General features: G+C 60.3%; 13 protein-coding genes and 2 pseudogenes. 14 read left to right on the forward strand and 1 reads right to left on the reverse strand.

From position 1 onward, the window contains the following. Positions 1–188: 188 nt before the first annotated feature. The 14 genes and pseudogenes from dksA to JWR98_RS01295 all read left to right on the forward strand — a co-directional run bounded on the left by dksA (position 189) and on the right by JWR98_RS01295 (position 19617). Positions 189–620, forward strand: coding sequence for an RNA polymerase-binding protein DksA (gene dksA / locus JWR98_RS01230; RefSeq protein ID WP_003176116.1), 432 nt, complete (start codon positions 189–191; stop codon positions 618–620). A gap of 83 nt (positions 621–703) precedes the next feature. Next, entirely contained in the window at positions 704–1591 is an 888-nt protein-coding gene (gluQRS, locus tag JWR98_RS01235) for a tRNA glutamyl-Q(34) synthetase GluQRS (RefSeq protein ID WP_205489154.1), read from the forward strand. A 62-nt stretch (positions 1592–1653) separates the two neighbouring features. Further along, the gene (locus tag JWR98_RS01240) at positions 1654–1830 is read left to right on the forward strand and encodes a hypothetical protein (protein WP_003176118.1); all 177 of its coding nucleotides are present in this window, start codon (positions 1654–1656) and stop codon (positions 1828–1830) included. Next, entirely contained in the window at positions 1814–4768 is a 2955-nt protein-coding gene (locus JWR98_RS01245; RefSeq protein WP_179119956.1) for a sensor histidine kinase, read from the forward strand. The genes JWR98_RS01240 and JWR98_RS01245 overlap by 17 nt, the downstream gene beginning before the upstream one ends. A 22-nt stretch (positions 4769–4790) precedes the next feature. Next, positions 4791–6227, forward strand: coding sequence for a sigma-54-dependent transcriptional regulator (locus JWR98_RS01250; RefSeq protein ID WP_205489155.1), 1437 nt, complete (start codon positions 4791–4793; stop codon positions 6225–6227). 710 nt (positions 6228–6937) lie between these two features. Further along, positions 6938–8341, forward strand: a complete 1404-nt coding sequence (locus JWR98_RS01255; RefSeq protein ID WP_078734681.1) for a polynucleotide adenylyltransferase PcnB — start codon at positions 6938–6940, stop codon at positions 8339–8341. 2 nt (positions 8342–8343) lie between these two features. Continuing rightward, positions 8344–8841 carry a 2-amino-4-hydroxy-6-hydroxymethyldihydropteridine diphosphokinase gene (folK, locus tag JWR98_RS01260; RefSeq protein WP_003176122.1) on the forward strand — a complete coding sequence of 166 codons (498 nt, stop codon included), beginning with the start codon at positions 8344–8346 and terminating at the stop codon, positions 8839–8841. Between the two features lie 212 nt (positions 8842–9053). Then, entirely contained in the window at positions 9054–9854 is an 801-nt protein-coding gene (gene panB, locus JWR98_RS01265; RefSeq protein WP_078734682.1) for a 3-methyl-2-oxobutanoate hydroxymethyltransferase, read from the forward strand. Continuing rightward, positions 9851–10702, forward strand: coding sequence for a pantoate--beta-alanine ligase (panC, locus tag JWR98_RS01270; protein WP_078734683.1), 852 nt, complete (start codon positions 9851–9853; stop codon positions 10700–10702). Before panB ends, panC begins: the two co-directional genes overlap by 4 nt. A gap of 224 nt (positions 10703–10926) precedes the next feature. Next, a complete protein-coding gene (gene pgi / locus JWR98_RS01275; protein ID WP_003176125.1) occupies positions 10927–12591 on the forward strand; it encodes a glucose-6-phosphate isomerase in 1665 nt (554 codons plus the stop codon). A gap of 105 nt (positions 12592–12696) precedes the next feature. Next, on the forward strand, positions 12697–14634 hold the full coding sequence (acs, locus tag JWR98_RS01280; RefSeq protein WP_078734684.1) for an acetate--CoA ligase: 1938 nt from the start codon (positions 12697–12699) through the stop codon (positions 14632–14634). A gap of 16 nt (positions 14635–14650) precedes the next feature. Beyond that, positions 14651–15519: pseudogene (locus tag JWR98_RS01285) on the forward strand (oxygenase MpaB family protein). A gap of 67 nt (positions 15520–15586) precedes the next feature. Next, positions 15587–16602 (forward strand): annotated as a pseudogene (locus JWR98_RS01290) (class I SAM-dependent rRNA methyltransferase). An 87-nt stretch (positions 16603–16689) separates the two neighbouring features. Continuing rightward, positions 16690–19617 (forward strand): DUF748 domain-containing protein, encoded by a 2928-nt coding sequence (locus JWR98_RS01295; RefSeq protein WP_205489157.1) that lies wholly within the window; start codon positions 16690–16692, stop codon positions 19615–19617. Positions 19618–19767: 150 nt separating this feature from the next. Here JWR98_RS01295 and JWR98_RS01300 read toward each other — a convergent pair whose 3' ends face one another. Next, positions 19768–20391, reverse strand: a complete 624-nt coding sequence (locus JWR98_RS01300) for a BON domain-containing protein (protein ID WP_003176132.1) — start codon at positions 20389–20391, stop codon at positions 19768–19770. Positions 20392–20579: the final 188 nt, after the last annotated feature.

Genomic DNA, 20579 nt, shown 5'->3' on the forward strand with positions numbered 1-20579 from the left:
AGACGCGACATACCCAGTCACGACGGGCTGCTGCAGTTTGCAACCCCGACGCGACAGGCTCGACAACCGGGAGTGGCGCACCCCGAATCTATCTGGTAAGTTCGCCCGCTTGCAGCCGCAGGGCCGGCAGGTGTCGGTGACGTTGCAATCCTGCGCAATGGATTAGAAGAGTGAGAGGCGGTCTATTCATGTCCACCCAAGACAAGCAAAACATCAGCGGCTTCGAACCTTACGTAGAGACGAAAGGTGAGGAGTACATGGGCGAGCCCATGCGCGCGCATTTCACCAAGATCCTGAACAAGTGGAAACAGGACTTGATGCAGGAAGTTGACCGCACCGTTGATCACATGAAGGACGAAGCAGCCAATTTTCCTGATCCGGCCGACCGTGCCAGCCAGGAGGAAGAATTCGCCCTCGAACTGCGCGCCCGTGATCGCGAGCGCAAGCTGATCAAGAAGATCGACAAGACCCTGCAACTGATCAAGGACGAAGAATACGGCTGGTGCGAATCCTGCGGCGTCGAGATCGGTATCCGCCGTCTGGAAGCCCGCCCGACCGCGGACCTGTGCGTAGACTGCAAGACCTTGGCCGAAATCAAGGAAAAACAGGTCGGCAAATAATCCCGCCGGGCTGAACGAATGGAGCGTGCGAACGCTCCATTTTTGTTTCTGGCGTTCAGCGATTTTCCAGTAATATCCGGCCCATGACAGCCTCTACCTATATCGGGCGTTTCGCCCCCACGCCCAGCGGCCACTTGCACTTCGGCTCGCTGGTTGCCGCCCTCGCCTCCTACCTTGACGCCCGCGCCAACAACGGCCGCTGGCTGATGCGCATGGAAGACCTCGACCCTCCCCGTGAAGAGCCCGGCGCCCAGGCGGCGATCCTTCATGCCTTGGAAAGCTATGGCTTCGAATGGGACGGGGAAGTGGTCCGACAAAGCGAGCGGCATGATGCCTACGCCAATGTGTTGAACGACCTGTTCAACCATGGCCTGGCCTACGCCTGCACCTGTTCACGCAAACAGCTGGAGCCTTACCACGGCATCTACCCGGGCTTGTGCCGCAATGCCGGTCACGATCAGCAGGATACCGCCATCCGGTTGCGCGTACCGGAACTCGAATACCACTTTACCGACCGCGTACAGGGCGTATTCCGACAGCACCTGGGGCGTGACGCCGGCGATTTCATCATCCGTCGCCGCGACGGGCTCTACGCCTACCAGTTGGCCGTGGTACTCGACGATGCCTGGCAAGGTGTGACCGATATCGTGCGCGGCGCCGACCTGCTCGACTCCACCCCGCGCCAGTTGTATCTGCAAGAACTGCTGGGCCTGCGCCAACCGCGCTACCTGCATGTACCGTTGATCGTCCAGCCGGACGGTAACAAGTTGGGCAAATCCTACCGCTCGCCGCCGCTGATGCCGGAGCAGGCAACGCCGCTGCTGGTCAGGGCACTGCGCGCCCTCGGCCAGCAGCCCGGCACCGAGCTGCTTCACGCCAGCCCGCGGGAACTGCTGGATTGGGGCATCCGGCACTGGGATGCCGCGCAGATACCGCGCACACTCACGCTGGCCGAAGCGCAATTGAGCTGAAGGCGCTTGCAGCTTGCCGGGCATCCGTTACCATCGCCGCAGTTTTTTAATCAGAGGCCAACATGTACATCTATCGATTGGTCCTGCTGCTGGTCGTCGGGATCTACCTGTTTTCCCCCGCCATCATGGATTGGTGGATCGACGCCACGGGCGCCTGGTATCGCCCCTATCTGCTGTGGCTGATCCTGATCGTCGTGACTTTCATCCTGCAGAGCCAAAAAGATGCCGATGAGCTTTAGCCTCACCCAGATGCTGCTGATCAGCGCCGCCTACCTGGCTGCGTTGTTCGGGGTGGCCTGGATCAGTGAGCGTGGAATGATTCCACGGGCGATCATTCGCCATCCGTTGACCTACACCTTGTCCCTCGGCGTGTACGCCAGTGCCTGGGCCTTCTATGGCACGGTGGGCCTGGCCTATCAGTACGGCTACGGTTTCCTGTCCAGCTACCTCGGCGTGTCCGGCGCTTTTTTGCTGGCGCCGGTGTTGCTGTACCCGATCCTGAAAATCACCCGTACCTACCAATTGTCATCCCTGGCGGACCTGTTCGCCTTCCGCTTTCGCAGCACTTGGGCCGGGGCGCTGACCACCGTATTCATGCTGATTGGCGTGCTGCCCTTGCTGGCCCTGCAAATCCAGGCCGTGGCCGACTCGATCAGCATTCTTACCCGCGAGCCGGTGCAGCACCGCGTCGCCCTGGCCTTCTGTGCGCTGATCACCTTATTCACGATTTTCTTCGGCTCGCGCCATATCGCCACCCGCGAGAAACACGAAGGCCTGGTGTTTGCGATTGCCTTTGAGTCAGTGATCAAGCTAATCGCCATTGGCGGCGTCGGCCTGTATGCGCTGTACGGCGTGTTCGACGGCCCGCAACAGCTGGAACTGTGGCTGCTGCAAAACCAGACCGCCCTCGCCGCCTTGCATACGCCCTTGCAGGAAGGCCCGTGGCGCACCCTGCTGCTGGTGTTCTTCGCCTCGGCAATCGTGATGCCGCACATGTATCACATGACATTTACCGAAAACCTCAACCCGCGCGCGCTGGTCAGTGCCAGCTGGGGCTTGCCGCTGTTCCTGCTGCTGATGAGCCTGGCGGTGCCGCTGATCCTGTGGGCCGGCCTGAAACTGGGCGCCACCACCAACCCCGAATACTTCACCCTCGGTATCGGCATTGCCGCCAATAGCCCGGCCCTGGCGCTGCTGGCGTACGTCGGCGGTTTATCGGCAGCCAGCGGACTGATCATCGTCACCACCCTGGCGCTGTCGGGCATGGCGCTCAACCACCTGGTGCTGCCGCTGTACCAGCCCCCGGCCGAAGGCAATATCTACCGCTGGTTGAAATGGACGCGCCGCGCGCTGATCGTCGCGATCATCATGGCCGGCTATGGCTTCTACCTGCTGCTGGGTGCCGGACAAGACCTGGCCAACCTCGGCATCGTCGCGTTTGTCGCAACCTTGCAGTTCCTGCCGGGGGTGTTGTCGGTGCTGTACTGGCCGACCGCCAATCGTCGGGGTTTCATCGCCGGGCTGCTGGCGGGGATCCTGGTGTGGGTCGTGACCATGCTGCTACCGCTGGTCGGTAACCTGCAGGGCTTCTACATCCCACTGCTGAACATGATTTATGTGCTGGACGACACCAGTTGGCACATGGCTGCAATTGCCTCGCTGGCCGCCAACGTACTGATGTTCACCCTGATTTCGTTGTTCACCAACGCCAGCCCCGAGGAAACCAGCGCCGCCGAGGCCTGCGCCGTGGATAACGTACGCCGTCCGCAACGCCGTGAACTGCATGCCGCCTCACCCCAGGAGTTCGCCACGCAACTGGCCAAGCCGCTGGGCGCCAAGGCCGCACAAAAGGAAGTCGAACAAGCGCTGCGCGATCTGTACCTGCCCTTTGACGAGCGCCGCCCTTACGCACTGCGCCGCCTGCGTGACCGAATCGAAGCCAACTTGTCCGGTTTGATGGGCCCCAGCGTGTCCCAGGACATGGTGGAAACCTTTCTGCCCTACAAGGCCGGCGGCGAAAACTACGTGACCGAAGACATCCATTTCATCGAGAGCCGGCTGGAGGACTACCACTCGCGCCTCACCGGGCTTGCCGCCGAACTCGACGCCCTGCGCCGCTACCATCGCCAGACGCTGCAGGAATTGCCGATGGGGGTGTGCTCCCTGGCCAAGGATCAGGAGATCCTGATGTGGAACAAGGCCATGGAAGAACTCACCGGCATCGCCGCGCAACGGGTGGTTGGGTCGCGCCTGAATACCTTGGGCGACCCTTGGAAAGAATTGTTGCAAGGTTTCATCAACCTGCCCGACGAACATTTGCACAAGCAGCACCTGGCACTCGACGGCCAGACCCGCTGGCTCAACCTGCACAAAGCCGCGATCGACGAACCCCTGGCCCCCGGTAACAGCGGCCTGGTGTTACTGGTCGAAGACCTGACCGAAACCCAGATGCTCGAAGACAAACTGGTGCACTCCGAGCGCCTGGCCAGTATCGGACGCCTGGCGGCGGGCGTGGCCCACGAGATCGGCAACCCGATTACCGGCATTGCCTGCCTGGCGCAAAATCTGCGCGAGGAGCGTGAAGAGGACGGTGAAATCATCGAAATCAGCGGGCAGATCCTCGAACAGACCAAGCGCGTGTCGCGCATCGTGCAGTCGCTGATGAGTTTTGCCCACGCCGGCGCCCATCAAAATCTCGATGAGGCGGTGTGCCTGGCCGAAGTGGCGCAGGATGCCATCGGGCTGCTGGCCTTGAACCGACGTAATTTCGAAGTACAGTTCTTTAACCTGTGCGATCCCGACCATTGGGTCGACGGTGATTCGCAACGCCTTGCCCAAGTGCTGATCAACCTGCTTTCCAATGCCCGCGACGCGACGCCGGCCGGTGGCGCGGTACGTGTCAAGACCGAGGGTTTCGAGCATACGGTCGATCTGATCGTCGAAGATGAAGGTAGCGGTATTCCACAGAACATCATGGACCGACTGTTCGAACCTTTCTTCACCACCAAGGATCCAGGTGAAGGTACCGGTCTGGGCCTTGCACTGGTCTATTCCATCGTTGAAGAGCATTATGGACAAATCACCATCGACAGCCCGGCTGACACCGAAAGCCAACGCGGCACCCGTATTCGGGTGACCTTGCCGCGTCATGTCGAAGCGACGTCCGCTGTGAACTGAGACCGTCGAGAGAATTGAATCAATGCCGCACATTTTGATCGTCGAAGACGAAACCATTATCCGCTCTGCCTTGCGTCGCCTGCTTGAACGTAACCAGTACCAGGTCAGCGAGGCCGGCTCGGTGCAGGAAGCACAAGAGCGTTTCAGCATTCCCACGTTCGACCTGATTGTCAGTGACCTGCGCCTGCCCGGTGCGCCTGGCACCGAGTTGATCAAGCTTGGCCAGGGCACGCCGGTGCTGATCATGACCAGCTACGCCAGCCTGCGCTCGGCGGTGGACTCCATGAAGATGGGTGCGGTGGACTACATCGCCAAGCCGTTCGACCACGACGAGATGCTTCAGGCCGTGGCGCGTATCCTGCGTGACCGTCAGTCGGCCAGCAGCGCACCGGCCGAACAACGTCCCGCCGGTAAAACCGCCAGCGCAGCCGACAAGCCGGGCGTCGACAACAGCAACGGCGAGATTGGCATCATCGGCTCCTGCCCGCCGATGCAGGACCTGTACGGCAAGATCCGCAAAGTGGCGCCAACCGATTCCAATGTGCTGATCCAGGGTGAATCCGGCACCGGCAAGGAACTGGTGGCTCGCGCGCTGCATAATCTGTCCAAGCGCGCCAAGGCACCGATGATCTCGGTGAACTGTGCGGCGATTCCCGAATCCCTGATCGAGTCCGAACTGTTCGGCCACGAGAAAGGCGCGTTTACCGGTGCCAGCGCCGGGCGTGCGGGCCTGGTGGAAGCGGCGGACGGCGGTACGTTGTTTCTCGATGAAATCGGCGAGTTGCCGCTGGAAGCGCAGGCACGATTGCTGCGCGTGTTGCAGGAAGGCGAGATTCGCCGCGTGGGCTCGGTGCAATCGCAGAAGGTCGATGTTCGCCTGATCGCGGCCACCCACCGCGACCTCAAGAGCCTGGCCAAGATCGGCCAGTTCCGTGAAGACTTGTATTACCGTCTACACGTGATCGCCCTCAAGCTGCCGGCCCTGCGTGAACGTGGCGCCGACGTCAACGAGATCGCCCACGCGTTCCTGCTGCGCCAGAGCGCACGTATCAACCGTACCGACCTGAAATTCGCCCCGGACGCCGAGCAGGCAATCCGACATTACTCGTGGCCGGGTAACGTGCGGGAACTGGAGAATGCGGTCGAGCGCGCGGTGATCCTGTCCGAGAGCCCGGAGATTTCCGCCGAGCTGCTGGGTATCGATATCGAACTCAGTGACCTGGAGGACGACGATTTCATCGGCCTGGCCCCGCAACAGGGCGGTAGCAATACCAGCCATGAGCCGACCGAGGATCTGTCACTGGAGGACTACTTCCAGCATTTTGTCCTGGAGCATCAGGACCATATGACCGAAACCGAACTGGCGCGCAAACTGGGCGTGAGCCGTAAATGCCTGTGGGAGCGCCGTCAGCGCCTGGGTATCCCACGGCGCAAGACCGGTGTGGCCAGCGAAAGCTGAGGGCGCGCGCCCACAGATAACACCCACAGATGTGAAAAAACTGTTACCGCTGATTTTTTGCGTAACAAAAGCCGGGGCTTACGGTAACGAACCCCCGGCTTTTTTTCGCCCGTCAAAAAGCCGAATCCGCCTCAACCCCCCGGTTTTATTGGGCGACACAAAAGTTGGCACGCACCCTGCTATATGCTTAGTACAAAAACAATAACAAGCTTTGTACAAGACAATAAAAATAAGACGAATCGACTCACGCATAACAAAAACAACACGGCGGAGGCGCAGCTAACTGATTCTTTTGGAGAGGCGTTGCATTTGGGGCTTGCCCCGCAACCAGGCCGAGAACAACAAAAACTGCCCTAAGGCAGAGCCTGAACTGGTTGGATCGTAGATCAGCAACACAGCGACCAAAGCAATCCGTTTGCTCTTGACTCTCGATTGAGAGTGCCATGAAGGTCAAAGCTCATGGCGAGGGCGATCAACAAAAACAAGAAGCCCGAAACCAATAATAAAAATAGAGCACGCAACTACTTCTGGGGGAGCTTCGGCTCCCCTTGTAGTTTCCGATAGATCCTCACAGGATTTGCCGCTCAAAGGCTTATGGCGCAAAGCCTGCAGCTTGTTCCTACACCATCCCCCGACTAAATGCTAGAATCCCGGCCCATCATGCGGTCATTCTTCGTTATGGCCGAACATTCCTTCAAACAGTGCATCCCATGCTGAAGAAGTTGTTCCAGTCATTCCGTTCGCCCTTGCGTCGTACGCAACACAAACGCAGCACGCCTGAAGTGCTCAACAGCAGCCAGCATTCGCTGCAACGCGCTCAATTCAGCCGTTATGCCGTGAATATCGTCGAGCGTTTGCAGAACGCCGGTTATCAGGCCTATCTGGTAGGCGGTTGCGTACGCGACATGTTGCTCAATATCACCCCCAAGGATTTCGACGTCGCCACCAGTGCCACGCCCGAGCAGGTGCGCGCCGAGTTTCGCAATGCGCGCATCATCGGCCGGCGTTTCAAGCTGGTGCACATCCACTTCGGTCGCGAAATCATTGAAGTCGCAACGTTCCGCGCCGGCCATCCGCAAAACGATGAAGAGGAAGACACCAATCAGTCTTCCCGCAACGAAAGCGGACGCATCCTGCGCGACAACGTCTATGGCACCCTGGAAGAAGACGCGCAGCGCCGTGACTTCACCATTAACGCCCTGTATTACGACCCGGTCAGCGAGCGCATCCTCGATTACGCCAACGGCGTGCACGACATCCGCAACAACCTGATCCGCCTGATCGGCGACCCGACGCAGCGTTACCAGGAAGACCCGGTACGCATGCTGCGGGCCGTGCGTTTCGCCGCCAAGCTGAACTTCGGTATCGAGAAACACACCGCTGCGCCGATTCGCGAACTGGCGCCGATGCTGCGCGAGATTCCTTCGGCGCGCCTGTTCGAAGAAGTGCTCAAGCTGTTCCTCTCGGGCTACGCCGCCGATACCTTCGAGATGCTCGTCGACCTGCAGTTGTTCGACCCGTTGTTCCCGGCCAGCGCCGAAGCACTGGAACACAACCCGACCTATACCCATACGTTGATCAGCGAGGCATTGATCAACACCGATTTGCGCATCAAGCAGAATAAACCGGTGACTCCGGCGTTCCTGTTTGCCGCGCTGTTGTGGCCCGCCCTGCCAAAACGTGTGCTGCGTTTGCAGGACCGTGGCATGCCACCGATCCCGGCCATGCAGGAAGCCGCTCACGAGCTGATCGCCGAACAGTGCCAGCGCATTGCGATACCCAAGCGCTTCACCATGCCGATCCGCGAGATCTGGGACATGCAGGAACGCCTGCCGCGCCGCAGCGGCAAGCGCGCCGACCTGCTGCTGGACAACCCGCGCTTTCGTGCCGGCTACGACTTCCTGCTGCTGCGCGAAAGCGCCGGCGAGCAGACCGACGGCCTGGGCGAATGGTGGACTGATTACCAGGACGCCAATGACAGCGGACGTCGCGAGATGATTCGTGAGCTGGGCAGCAAGGGTGAAGGAACCGGCGAAGGGCCGAAAAAACGTCGACGCAGTGGCACCAAGCGCAAACGCAGCGCAGCCGATGCCTCGGGCGCCGCAGGCGAATAAACGTGGAACGCATCTACATCGGCATGGGCAGCAATCTGGCCGCCCCGGAGCAACAATTGCGCAGCGCTCTCCAAGCGCTGGCGCAATTGCCCGGCACGACCCTCGCTGGCGTGTCCGCCTTTTACCAAAGTGACTCCCTGCTCCCGGGCCAACCGCGCTACACCAACGCGGTCGCCGCCCTGGACAGCAGCCTTGCGCCACTAGCGCTGCTGGATGCGCTGCAAGCGATCGAAAACGACCAAGGCCGCGAGCGCCTGGAACGTTGGGGCCCACGCACGCTTGACTTGGACATCCTGCTGTTTGGCGATCACCTGATCGATGAACCGCGCCTGAAGGTTCCCCACTATCAGATGCACTTGCGTGCGTTCGTGCTCTATCCGCTGGCCGAACTGGCGCCTGCGGCATTGCAACTGCCCGACGGCAACCGCCTCAGTGCCCTGCTTGAAGCCTGCCCGTTTGTCGGCCTGGAACGGCTCCCTGTTGCTGAATCGCATCAGTAACAGCGGTAACACCGTTATCGTAACAATGCGGTAACACATCCAATTGACTTCCCGTGTCCTCCTCACGACTATAGGCGTCCCGCTGCCGCCAACCGGCGCTAAAGGGCGCAATCAGGCCTTATAAGCACTGCTTTCAAGACAGTGCGCCTGTATAAACAAAGACTCACGCGCGTTACTCGCTGTTTCCAAGCGCCTGAACGAGGACCCTTTTCATGCCAGACATTACCCTGACCACCTTGCAGAGCCTCAAGCTCAAAGGTGAAAAAATCACCATGCTGACCTGCTACGACGCCACCTTCGCCCACGCCTGCTGCCAGGCCGGGGTTGAAGTGTTGTTGGTGGGCGACTCCCTGGGCATGGTTCTTCAAGGGAATGACAGCACCCTGCCCGTGACCACTGATGAACTCGCCTACCACACCGCCAGCGTCAAGCGCGGTAACGAGGGCGCCTTCATCATCGCCGACCTGCCGTTCATGGGTTATGCCACGCTCGAACAGACCTTTCTGAACGCCGGCAAACTGATGCAGGCCGGCGCGCACATGATCAAAGTCGAAGGGGCCGTATGGCTCGCCGAATCGATCCGCCTGCTGGCGGAACGCGGCGTGCCGGTATGCGCGCACATGGGCCTTACGCCCCAGTCGGTGAACATCCTCGGCGGTTACAAGGTGCAAGGTCGCAATGAAGCCCAGGCGCGCCAGATGCGCGCCGATGCCATCGCCCTGGAGCAAGCGGGCGTGGCGATGATCCTGCTTGAATGCGTGCCCAGCGAACTGGCTGCCGAAATCACCCAGGCCGTGAAAGTGCCGGTGATCGGTATCGGCGCAGGCGCGGACACCGATGGCCAGGTGCTGGTATTGCACGACATGCTCGGCCTGTCGATCACCGGCCGCGTGCCCAAGTTCGTGAAGAACTTCATGGCTGGCCAGGACAGCATTCATGCCGCCTTGAGTGCTTATGTCAGCGAAGTCAAAGCCGTTACTTTCCCAGGTGTCGAACACGGATTCTCTGCATGAACACCGTAAAAACCGTACGCGAACTACGCTCGGCCGTCGCCCACGCCCGCAAGGCCGGCAAACGCATCGGCTTCGTGCCCACCATGGGCAACCTGCACAGCGGCCACGCCACGCTGGTGACCAAGGCCGCACAACAGGCGGACTTCGTCGTGGCCAGCATCTTCGTCAACCCGCTGCAATTCGGCGCGGGCGAAGACCTGGACAAATACCCCCGCACCTTGGCCGCCGACCAGGAAAAACTCCTGCAGGCCGGCTGTAACCTGTTATTCGCCCCCACCGTCGAGGAAATGTACCCCGGCGGCATGACCGGCCAGACCCGCGTCAGCGTCCCGCACCTGTCGGAAGGCTTGTGCGGCGCCAGCCGTCCGGGGCACTTCGAAGGCGTGGCCACGGTGGTCAGCAAGCTGTTCAATATGGTCCAGCCCGACATGGCCGTTTTTGGCCAGAAAGACTACCAGCAACTGGCGGTGATCCGCGCCATGGTCCACGACCTCAACATGCCGATCCAGATCATCGGCGAACCCACCGTGCGTGCCGCGGATGGCCTCGCGCTGTCATCGCGCAACGGCTACCTCACCGAGGAGCAACGCGCCATCGCGCCGGTGCTGTACCGCGCGCTCAGCCAGATGGCGACTGCGATCAAAGACGGTGACCGCGATTTTGCCGGGCTGCGTGCCGAACAGATCCGCCAGATCGAAGCTGCCGGCTTGCGCATTGACTACCTGGAAGTCCGCCAAGGCGTGCACCTGCAGCCGGCCACGGCCGAAGATCGAGACATCGTGATTCTGGTCGCGGCATATCTGGGCGCCACTCGCCTCATCGACAACCTGCATCTGAACCTCAAATAACCCCCGCTGAACAGCCCGCCTGTTGCCCTTCACGCTGTGCCGGTATAAAAAAGTACCGGCCACAACGCAGACAAAGCCAAGACATATCGACACGCTAGGTTTAATGTAATCGCCCGGCGCTAAGGTTAGCGCTGTCTGGAACCCAATCCTTGATATAAGACTGGATGTTCCGGGCTTTGAAGTGTCCTAAAGGCAGTCCCCGTAATAAAAGGAAACCCGCAGCGATGGCGTACTACCGCACCCCTCATGACGTTACCGCTCTGCCTGCCTGGCAAGCGCTTAACCAACACCGCCAAGCCATGCAGGATTTCAGCATGCGCGACGCGTTCAATGCCGATCCCCAGCGCTTTTCCCAGTTCACCTTGAGCAGCTGCGGACTTTTCCTCGATTACTCGAAAAACCTCATCACCGGCGAAACCCGCGACCTGCTGGTGGGCTTGGCCAAGGAAGTGGGTCTCAAAGACGCAATCGACTCGCTGTACGCCGGCGAGCCGGTTAACTCGTCCGAAGGCCGCCCTGCCCTGCACACCGCCTTGCGCCGCCCGGTGGGCGACAAGCTGTCGGTAAACGGCGTGAACATCATGCCGGACGTGCACAAGGTGCTGAACCAGATCACTGATCTGGTCGGCCGCATCCACGACGGCCTGTGGCGTGGCTACACCGAGAAGCCAATCACCGACGTGGTGAACATCGGCATCGGTGGCTCGTTCCTCGGCCCGGAGCTGGTCTCCGAAGCGCTGTTGTCCTACGCCCATAAAGGCGTGCGCTGCCACTACCTGGCGAACATCGATGGCAGCGAGTTCCACGAGCTGACCATGAAGCTGCGCGCCGAGACCACGCTGTTTATCGTCTCGTCGAAATCCTTCAACACCCTGGAAACCCTGAAGAACGCCCAGGCCGCACGTGCCTGGTACCTGGCCCAGGGTGGCTCGGAAGCCGAGCTGTACCGCCACTTCATCGCCGTATCGAGCAACAATGCGGCGGCCGTGGCGTTCGGTATCCGCGAAGAAAACATCTTCCCGATGTGGGACTGGGTCGGCGGCCGTTACTCGCTGTGGTCGGCCATCGGCTTACCCATCGCGCTGGCTATCGGCATGTCCAACTTCAAGGAACTGCTGTCCGGTGCCTATACCATGGACCAGCATTTCCAGAACGCGCCGTTCGAGCAGAACATGCCGGTGCTGCTGGGCCTGCTGGGCGTGTGGTACGGCAACTTCTGGGGTGCGCAGAGCCACGCGATCCTGCCGTACGACCACTACCTGCGTAACATCACCAAGCACTTGCAGCAGTTGGACATGGAATCCAACGGCAAGAGCGTGCGCCAGGACGGCAAGCCCGTATCCACCGACACCGGCCCGGTGATCTGGGGGGGCGTGGGCTGCAACGGTCAGCACGCCTACCACCAGTTGCTGCACCAGGGCACCCAACTGATCCCGGCGGACTTCATCGTGCCGATCGTCAGCTTCAACCCAGTGTCCGACCACCATCAGTGGCTGTATGCCAACTGCCTGTCCCAGAGCCAGGCGCTGATGCTCGGCAAAACCCGCAGCGAAGCCGAAGCCGAACTGCGCGACAAGGGCATCGCTGAAGAAGACGTGCAGAAGCTGGCCCCGCACAAAGTGATCCCGGGCAACCGTCCAAGCAACACTCTCGTAGTGGAGCGCATCAGCCCGCGTCGCCTGGGCGCGCTGGTGGCGATGTATGAGCACAAAGTGTTCGTGCAGAGCGTGATCTGGGGCATCAACGCCTTCGACCAATGGGGCGTGGAGCTGGGCAAGGAGCTGGGCAAGGGCGTGTACAACCGCCTGACCGGCGCTGAAGAAACCCTGGCCGAAGACGCTTCGACCCAGGGCCTGATCAACTACTTCCGCGGTCGTCACCGCGGCTGATACCGGTAACGCAAGGCCAACGTCCGTTTGGACGTTGGTCTTGAACCCGCCTGCCACAGGGTGCATCTTTATCACTTGTCGCAAAAACAAGAATAAGGAACGCTCATGTTCGATATCAGCACGTTTCCTACCGCCGATGCCGTCCGCAGGGCTGCGCAACTCAGTCAAGAGGACTACCAGCGCCTCTATCGTCAATCCATTGAGCAACCCGATACGTTCTGGGCCGAACAGGCCAAGGGCTTTCTCGACTGGATCACACCCTGGCATACCGTGCATCGCTCGGATATCAACACCGGCGCCGCCCAATGGTTTGCCGGCGGCCAACTGAACGTCAGCTATAACTGCATCGACCGTCACCTGGCGCAACGCGCCGATCAGCCGGCCTTCATCTGGGAGGGCGATGATCCGACAAAATCCTCCACAATCACCTACCGCCAACTGCACCAGAACGTCTGCCGCCTGGCCAATGTGCTGAAAAGCCGTGGCGTGAAGAAGGGCGACCGCGTGTGCATCTACATGCCGATGATCCCGGAAGCCGCCTACGCCATGCTCGCCTGCACGCGAATTGGCGCGGTGCATTCGGTGGTGTTCGGGGGCTTCTCGCCGGACGCCCTGCGCGACCGTATCCTGGACGCCGATTGCCGCACCGTGATTACCGCCGATGAAGGCGTACGTGGCGGCAGGCCGGTGGCCTTGAAACAGAATGTCGACAAGGCGCTGGCCAGTTGCCCGAACGTCAGCACGGTGCTGGTGGTGGAGCGCACTGGCGCGGCCGTGAACTGGCGAGAAGGCCGAGATATCAAGTACCAGCAAGCGCTGGACGCCGTCGGCAACGACTGCCCGTCCGAGCCGATGGACGCCGAAGACCCGCTGTTCATTCTGTACACCTCGGGCAGCACCGGTAAACCCAAGGGCGTGCTGCACACCACCGGCGGCTATCTGCTGCAGGCGGCGATGACCTTCAAGTACGTGCTCGATTACCGTGATGGCGAAGTGTTCTGGTGCACCGCCGATGTGGGCTGGGTTACTGGCCACAGCTATATCGTCTACGGCCCGCTGGCCAATGGCGCGACGTCGTTGATGTTCGAAGGCGTGCCGAGCTACCCCGACAGCTCACGTTTCTGGCAGGTGATCGACAAGCATCAGGTGAATATCTTCTACACCGCGCCAACCGCCTTGCGCGCCTTGATGCGCGAGGGCCATGGCCCGCTGGAGAACACCTCCCGCGCGAGCCTGAGGCTCTTAGGCAGTGTGGGCGAACCGATCAACCCGGAAGCCTGGGACTGGTATTTCAACGCCGTAGGCGAGCAGCGCTGCCCGATTGTGGATACCTGGTGGCAGACCGAAACCGGCGGCATCATGCTCAGCCCCCTGGTCAGCGCCCAGCGGATAAAACCGGGTTGCGCCACCCAGCCGATGTTTGGCGTGCAACCGGTGCTGCTCGACGAGCAAGGCAAGGTCATCACCGGAGCAGGCAGCGGCGTACTCGCCATTAAATCAAGCTGGCCGGGGCAGATCCGCAGTGTCTACGGTGATCCGCAACGCATGATCGACACCTATTTCAAACCCTATCCCGGCTACTACTTCACCGGTGACGGCGCCCGCCGCGACGAGGACGGTGACTACTGGATCACCGGGCGCATCGATGACGTGATCAACGTGTCCGGCCACCGCATCGGCACCGCCGAGGTGGAAAGCGCATTGGTCCTGCATGATCTGGTCGCCGAGGCCGCAGTGGTGGGCTACCCGCACGATGTCAAAGGCCAGGGCATCTACGCCTTTGTCACGCCGATGAACGGCGTGGAGCCCAGCGATGAACTGAAAAAACACCTGTTGGAGTTGGTCAGCAAGGAAATTGGCAGCTTTGCCAAGCCGGAACTGATCCAATGGGCACCGGCCCTGCCGAAAACCCGCTCTGGCAAAATCATGCGCAGGATTTTGCGCAAGATCGCCTGCAACGAACTGGACAGCCTCGGCGACACCTCGACCCTGGCCGACCCCAGCGTGGTGGACGGCCTGATCGACAAACGCCTGAACCGCTAGGAACCCTCAAGTCGCCATGGAATTTATCCGCAGCCGTATCGAAACCCAGTTGATGAGCCTCACCGGTTTGTCGCTGGGCCAACTGGACCTGGAAAACCCCAAGGGCGATCCAGGCCTGTTCGGACCGAATTCGGTCAGTTGGCAGGTCCATGGCGACTTCAGCAGCATGCTCATCGGCGGTATCAGCGCCTTGATGCTGCAAGCCTTGCACCCACTGGCCCTGGCAGGCGTGTGGGACCACTCGAATTTTCGCCAGGACATGCTCGGGCGCCTGCGCCGCACCTCGCAATTCATTTCCGGCACCACCTTCGGCTCGCGTAAAGACGCCGACTGGCTGATCGAAAAAGTGCGCACCATTCACCTGCAGGTGGTCGGCCACGCGCCTGACGGACGGCCGTATGCGGCCAGCGATCCCGAGCTGTTGACCTGGGTGCATGTGGCGGAGGTGAGCAACTTTCTCGCCGCTCACCTGCGCTATCGCAACCCGCGCCTCTCTGGTCACGACCAGGACCGTTACTACAGCGAAATCGCCGTGGTGGCAGAACGCCTGGGCGCGCGGCATGTGCCACGTTCACGGCAGGAAATTTCTGATTACCTGGCGCGCATCCGCCCGCAATTGCTGTGCGACGAGCGCAGCCGCGAAGTACTTCGGCTGCTGCTCAATGCGCCCTCCCCCAGCACCTTGGCCAGCCCTTTGGCGCGCTGATGATGCAAGCCGGGATCGACCTGCTGCCGGACTGGGCCAGCGCGATGCTTGAGCAACACCAAAGCCCGCTGCAACGCCAAGTGATCCGCGCCGGGGTCAGGCGTAGTGCGCCGCTCCTGCGCTGGGCGATGCGCAACGGCTCGGTACAACGCGCGCACCGGCGGATGGGGTTGATATAGGCAGCGCCTCCATAGCTGTTAAACTCCGCGGCCTTATTGCTCTCACTTACCCAGCAAGGCGCGCTCCATGTCTTCCCTGAATCAGCGCTGCGCGCCGCCCTCGATCAACGCCAAGACCTGATCAACGAACTGCATGCCCAAGGCACCGACTGCTACCGGTTGTTCCACGGCAGCCAGGAAGGCGCCGGCGGCCTGACCATCGACCGTTACGGCCCGCAGTTGCTGGTGCAAAGCTTCCACCAGTCGCTGGAAACCGCCGATCTGCTGGACCTGCATCAACTGATCAATCAGTACATGGGCCTGGAGCTGCTGCTGGTGTACAACGACCGCTCTCGCGGCAACTCACGCATCGACCGCGAAGATTCGATATACCGCGCCGAACCGGCTGCGCTGGAAGATCTGATCGGTCACGAATGGGGTCTGAACTACCGTGTGCGCGGGCGGCATGCCGGGCAAGACCCGCTGCTGTTTCTGGACCTGCGCAATACCCGTGGCTGGGTCAAGGACCACAGCGCCGGCAAAAGCGTACTTAACCTGTTCGCCTATACCTGTGGTGTGGGCCTGAGCGCCGCCGCCGGTGGCGCACGTGAAGTGTGTAATCTGGATTTTGCCGAGGGCAACCTGGCGGTCGGTCGCGAGAATGGCCTGCTCAATCCATCGTTTCCCACCATGCAGTTCGTTCAGTCCGACTATTTTCCGGCCATTCGCCAATTGGCCGGCCTGCCGATCACCCAGCGCCGCGGGCAAAAATTGCCGAGCTATCCACGCCTGGAGCAGCGTCAATACGACCTGGTATTGCTCGACCCACCGGCGTGGGCCAAGAGCGCATTCGGCACCGTCGACTTGTTGCGCGACTACCAGAGCCTGCTCAAGCCCGCGCTCCTCGCCACGGCCGACAATGGCGTGCTGATCTGCTGTAACAACCTGGCAAAGGTCAGCATGGAGGATTGGCGTGAACAGGTGCTGCGCTGTGCGGAAAAAGCCGGACGCCCGGTACGCGACTGGAAGATCATGACACCCGGCGCGGATTTCCCATCCCAGGATCAACAGCCGCCGTTGAAGACGTTGATACTCCAACTGTAAGTAACTTCCGAAAGCCCCTGCTCTTCGGAACCGAAAACCCGTGCCATACTCCAAGGCACTCCTGTTCGACATAGATGGCGCCGCCCCATGCCCAAAGGATTGATCCGCGCCGTTGGCGCCCTGTTGACCGCCCTTGCCTTGTACAGCTTGCTGGGCTTCTTGATTCTGCCGGGCATTGCCCTTCGTATCGCCAACCAACAGTTGGCCCATTACGCCACGGTGCCGGCACGGATCGAGCGCATCGAACTCAACCCGTTCAGCCTGGAAGTGACAGCATGGGGCTTGAAGATCGGCGACCCTGGCAAGGAACAGGTGGGTTTCGAGCGCCTCTACGCCAACTTGCAGATCGACAGCCTGTGGACCCGCGCACTGCACCTGGCCGATGTACAACTGGACCAGCCCAAGACCGAACTGCTGTTCGACAAATCAGGCCAACTGAACCTTGCGCAGTTGTTCAAACTGCCGCCGAGTGAGCCCACTCCGGCCGACCCCGAGGCCAAACCGTTCCCGCTGCGCGTCGATAACATCAAGCTGGCGGGCGGCTACGTGCACTTTCAGGATTTGCGTCCCAGCGAGCCCATCGAGTTTCTCTACGACAAGCTCGACTTTGAACTGAAAAACCTCAGCACCCTGCCTGAGGACAATGCCGACATGACCCTGGTCGCAGCTGGCCCCGAAGGCGGGCAGATTGACTGGAAAGGCAATTTCAGCCTGATACCCATCACCTCAAAAGGCACCCTTAAAGTCACCGACGGCAAGATGAAAGCCTGGTGGCCCTATGTGCGTGACGCACTGCCCCTGGTGCTCGAAGACGGCGTGCTCAATTTCAGCACCGATTACACCTTCAGCCTGGCCAAGGAAACCGAACTGAACCTGACCAACACCGCCGCCAGCATCGCGCCATTTGCCATCAAGGCGCCGGACGGACGTCCATTGGTGCGCCTGGAGCGCCTGGATGTCAGCGAGACCACGGTAGACCTGGCCAAGCAGCACGTGGTGGTCGGCAAAATCCGCAGCAACAAGCTGGAAACCTGGGCCGCCCGTGAAGCCGATGGGCAGTTGGACTGGCAGAAACTGTTCGCCGGCCAACCGAGCAAACCGAGCAAGGCGCCAGCGACCGCACCGGCAACCGCCGACTCCCCCAAGCCTGCACCCGCAGCGCCAAGCAAACCCTGGCAGGTACTGCTCAAGGATGTGCAACTGCGCAACTATCAGGTTCACCTGGCTGACCGTCAGGCCAAACCGGCCGTCGCGCTGGAACTGGGCCCGCTGAACGTCGATATGCAGAACTTCGACAGCCTCAACGCAAGCCCCTTTACACTCAAGGTCGACAGCGGCCTGGGCAAGCAAGGCAAGATCCAGGCGGCTGGCGAGGTCAACCTCAACCCCGTCAGCGCCAGGCTGAAAGTGAATACCAAGGACATCGACCTGCGGGTCGCCCAGTCCTACATCAGCCCGTTCATCCGCCTGGAACTGCGTAGCGGCATGCTCGGCAGCGATCTTGATGTGAACCTCAAGAGTACCGAGCCGTTGGCATTGCAGATCACCGGCCGCGCACAAGTCGACCAACTGCATACCCTCGACACCCTCAAGACCCGTGACTTCGTCAAATGGCAGCGCCTGATGATCGAAGGGCTGAACTACCAGCACGGCGACAGCCTGTCGATCGCCAAGGTCAGCCTGCTGCAGCCTTATGCGCGTTTCATGATCAACGATGACCGCACCACCAACGTCGACGATTTGCTGATACCGCAGCCGGCCGACAGTGGCGCCAAGCCACCGGCGCAAAAGACCGCAAGCAAAGAAAAACCGCTGGGCATTCTTATCGGGCAGATCGCAATCAATGACGGCTCGGCCAACTTCGCCGACTTCAGCCTTACCCCCAACTTCGCTACCGCGATTCAGCAGCTCAACGGGCAAATCGGCACGATTGACAGCCGCCAGGCCAAACCTGCAAGCGTGGATATCAAGGGCAAGGTGGACCGCTACGCGCCAGTCACTATCAAGGGCAGCGTGAACCCATTCGATCCGATGGCAGCCCTGAACATCGCGACCAGCTTCAAACGGGTCGAGCTGACCACCCTGACCCCTTACTCAGGTAAGTTCGCCGGGTTCCGTATCCGCAAGGGCCGGCTCAACCTCGACTTGCACTACGTGATCACCAAGGGCCAGTTGAAGGCCGAAAATAAAGTGGTGGTCGAGCAGCTGCAACTGGGTGAAAAAGTCGACAGCGCCGATGCCGTGGATTTACCGATTCGCCTGGCTGTTGCCCTGCTCAAAGACAGCGACGGCAAGATTTCCATCGAACTGCCGGTCACCGGCGACCTGAACAACCCGCAATTCAGCGTGATGCCGATTGTATGGCAGACCCTGCGTAACCTGGTGGTTCGCGCAGCTGCCGCACCGTTCAAGTTCATCGGCGGGCTGGTCACCGGAGGCGGTGCGGAAGACCTGGGCAATGTGTCGTTTGCCGCAGGCTCCAGTGAACTGGATAAAGATGCCGAGGGCGCACTGAACACCCTGGCCAAGGCGCTGAAAGAACGCCCTGCCCTGCGCCTGGAAATTGAAGGGACGGCGGCCGCCAGCAGCGATGGTCCATTCCTGGCCGCCCAACGCCTGGAACGGGAATACCAGTACAACTATTACAAAATCCTGCAGCGCCGTGGCGATAAGGTGCCTGCCCAAGCCTCCTTGCTGGAGGTTCCGGAACGCGAAAAAGCACCATTGCTCGAGGGCATCTACCGTACCCGCGTGAAACAACAGCCACCGGCAGAATGGAAAGACCTGAGCAGCGATGAACGCAGCGCCAAGTTGCGTAACGGCGTGATCGCGTTCTGGAGCAACAGCGACGTGCTGCTGCGCAAACTCGGCCAGGACCGTGCCAGCACGATCAAGGATTACCTGGTGGACAAGGGGCAGTTGGAAGATGACAGGGTGTACTTCATCGATGCCAACCTGGGCCAGGCCGAGAAAGATGGCCGGGTGGTGACGCCGATGCATCTGGATGCCGAATAACTGCCCACAATAGAACAGGCCCCGGCACAAGTGTCGGGGCCTGTAATGACCACATCCGTGTGGTCGGTCGCATGAACCTCAGAGGTGCATTGAGTGGATATCTGACTCACGCGCCGCCGCCGCTAAGTTGTTCAAACGAACTGTCCAGCGTTACTCGGCTTTCAGGCCATCAGCCGATACAGCCTTCACGCCTTTGATTTTCTTGGTGATCGCAACAGCAGTGGCTTTCTGCGATTCAGTCACAGCAGTAGCGGACGACAGGGACACCACACCTTTGTTGGTTTCGACCTTGATGTCAGTGCCAGGAATGCCCTTCTCAGTCACTAGATCAGCTTTCACTTTGGTAGTGATCCAAGTGTCGCTGGTGGTTTCTTTAGCGTCATGAGCTGCACTTTTGGTTTTGTCGATACCGTCAGCTTTAGTAGCGCCGCCAGCCAGCAGGCCATCAGCGGATACCGCGGTCACACCTTTGATTTTCTTGGTGATGGCTACAGCAGTCGCTTTCTGCGAGTCCGAGATAGCTACGTCCGAAGACAGGGAAACCACACCTTTGTTGGTCTCAACCTTGATATCCGAACCTGGGATGCCTTTTTCAGTCAGCAGGTCAGCTTTGACTTTGGTGGTGATCCAGGTATCGGAAGTGGACTCTTTGGCCTTGGTCATTTCGCCTGCGGCCAGGGTCATTGGCGCTTGGGTAGGCTGGGCAAAGGCGGCGTTAGCCATGGCCAGGGTCAGGGCAGTAGCAGTGGCGGTAGCGAGAGCGAACTTCTTCATACGAGTAACTCCTGTTTTATTAAAAGTCTGCGGCGTGTGAACCTTGATGCTGCAGCGTTAACAGGGTTATTGCAGGCGGTGTGCCAACTCTCGAATACAAACAAAACCCTTATAAAACAATGATTTAAAAATTATGCAGATTTTTGGAATCGTGCAACTTGCATGAAGCCGATCGTGCCTGCATGCAA

It is taken from the genome of Pseudomonas lactucae (assembly GCF_016937615.1).
Taxonomy (GTDB): domain Bacteria; phylum Pseudomonadota; class Gammaproteobacteria; order Pseudomonadales; family Pseudomonadaceae; genus Aquipseudomonas; species Aquipseudomonas lactucae.

Bases quoted from the DNA above. Each gene is read 5' to 3' on its own strand.
- dksA (WP_003176116.1), top strand. From the start codon at position 189: ATGTCCACCCAAGACAAGCAAAACATCAGCGGCTTCGAACCTTACGTA.
- gluQRS (WP_205489154.1), top strand. From the start codon at position 704: ATGACAGCCTCTACCTATATCGGGCGTTTCGCCCCCACGCCCAGCGGC.
- JWR98_RS01240 (WP_003176118.1), top strand. From the start codon at position 1,654: ATGTACATCTATCGATTGGTCCTGCTGCTGGTCGTCGGGATCTACCTG.
- JWR98_RS01245 (WP_179119956.1), top strand. From the start codon at position 1,814: ATGCCGATGAGCTTTAGCCTCACCCAGATGCTGCTGATCAGCGCCGCC.
- JWR98_RS01250 (WP_205489155.1), top strand. From the start codon at position 4,791: ATGCCGCACATTTTGATCGTCGAAGACGAAACCATTATCCGCTCTGCC.
- JWR98_RS01255 (WP_078734681.1), top strand. From the start codon at position 6,938: ATGCTGAAGAAGTTGTTCCAGTCATTCCGTTCGCCCTTGCGTCGTACG.
- panB (WP_078734682.1), top strand. From the start codon at position 9,054: ATGCCAGACATTACCCTGACCACCTTGCAGAGCCTCAAGCTCAAAGGT.
- panC (WP_078734683.1), top strand. From the start codon at position 9,851: ATGAACACCGTAAAAACCGTACGCGAACTACGCTCGGCCGTCGCCCAC.
- pgi (WP_003176125.1), top strand. From the start codon at position 10,927: ATGGCGTACTACCGCACCCCTCATGACGTTACCGCTCTGCCTGCCTGG.
- acs (WP_078734684.1), top strand. From the start codon at position 12,697: ATGTTCGATATCAGCACGTTTCCTACCGCCGATGCCGTCCGCAGGGCT.
- JWR98_RS01295 (WP_205489157.1), top strand. From the start codon at position 16,690: ATGCCCAAAGGATTGATCCGCGCCGTTGGCGCCCTGTTGACCGCCCTT.
- JWR98_RS01300 (WP_003176132.1), bottom strand. From the start codon at position 20,391: ATGAAGAAGTTCGCTCTCGCTACCGCCACTGCTACTGCCCTGACCCTG.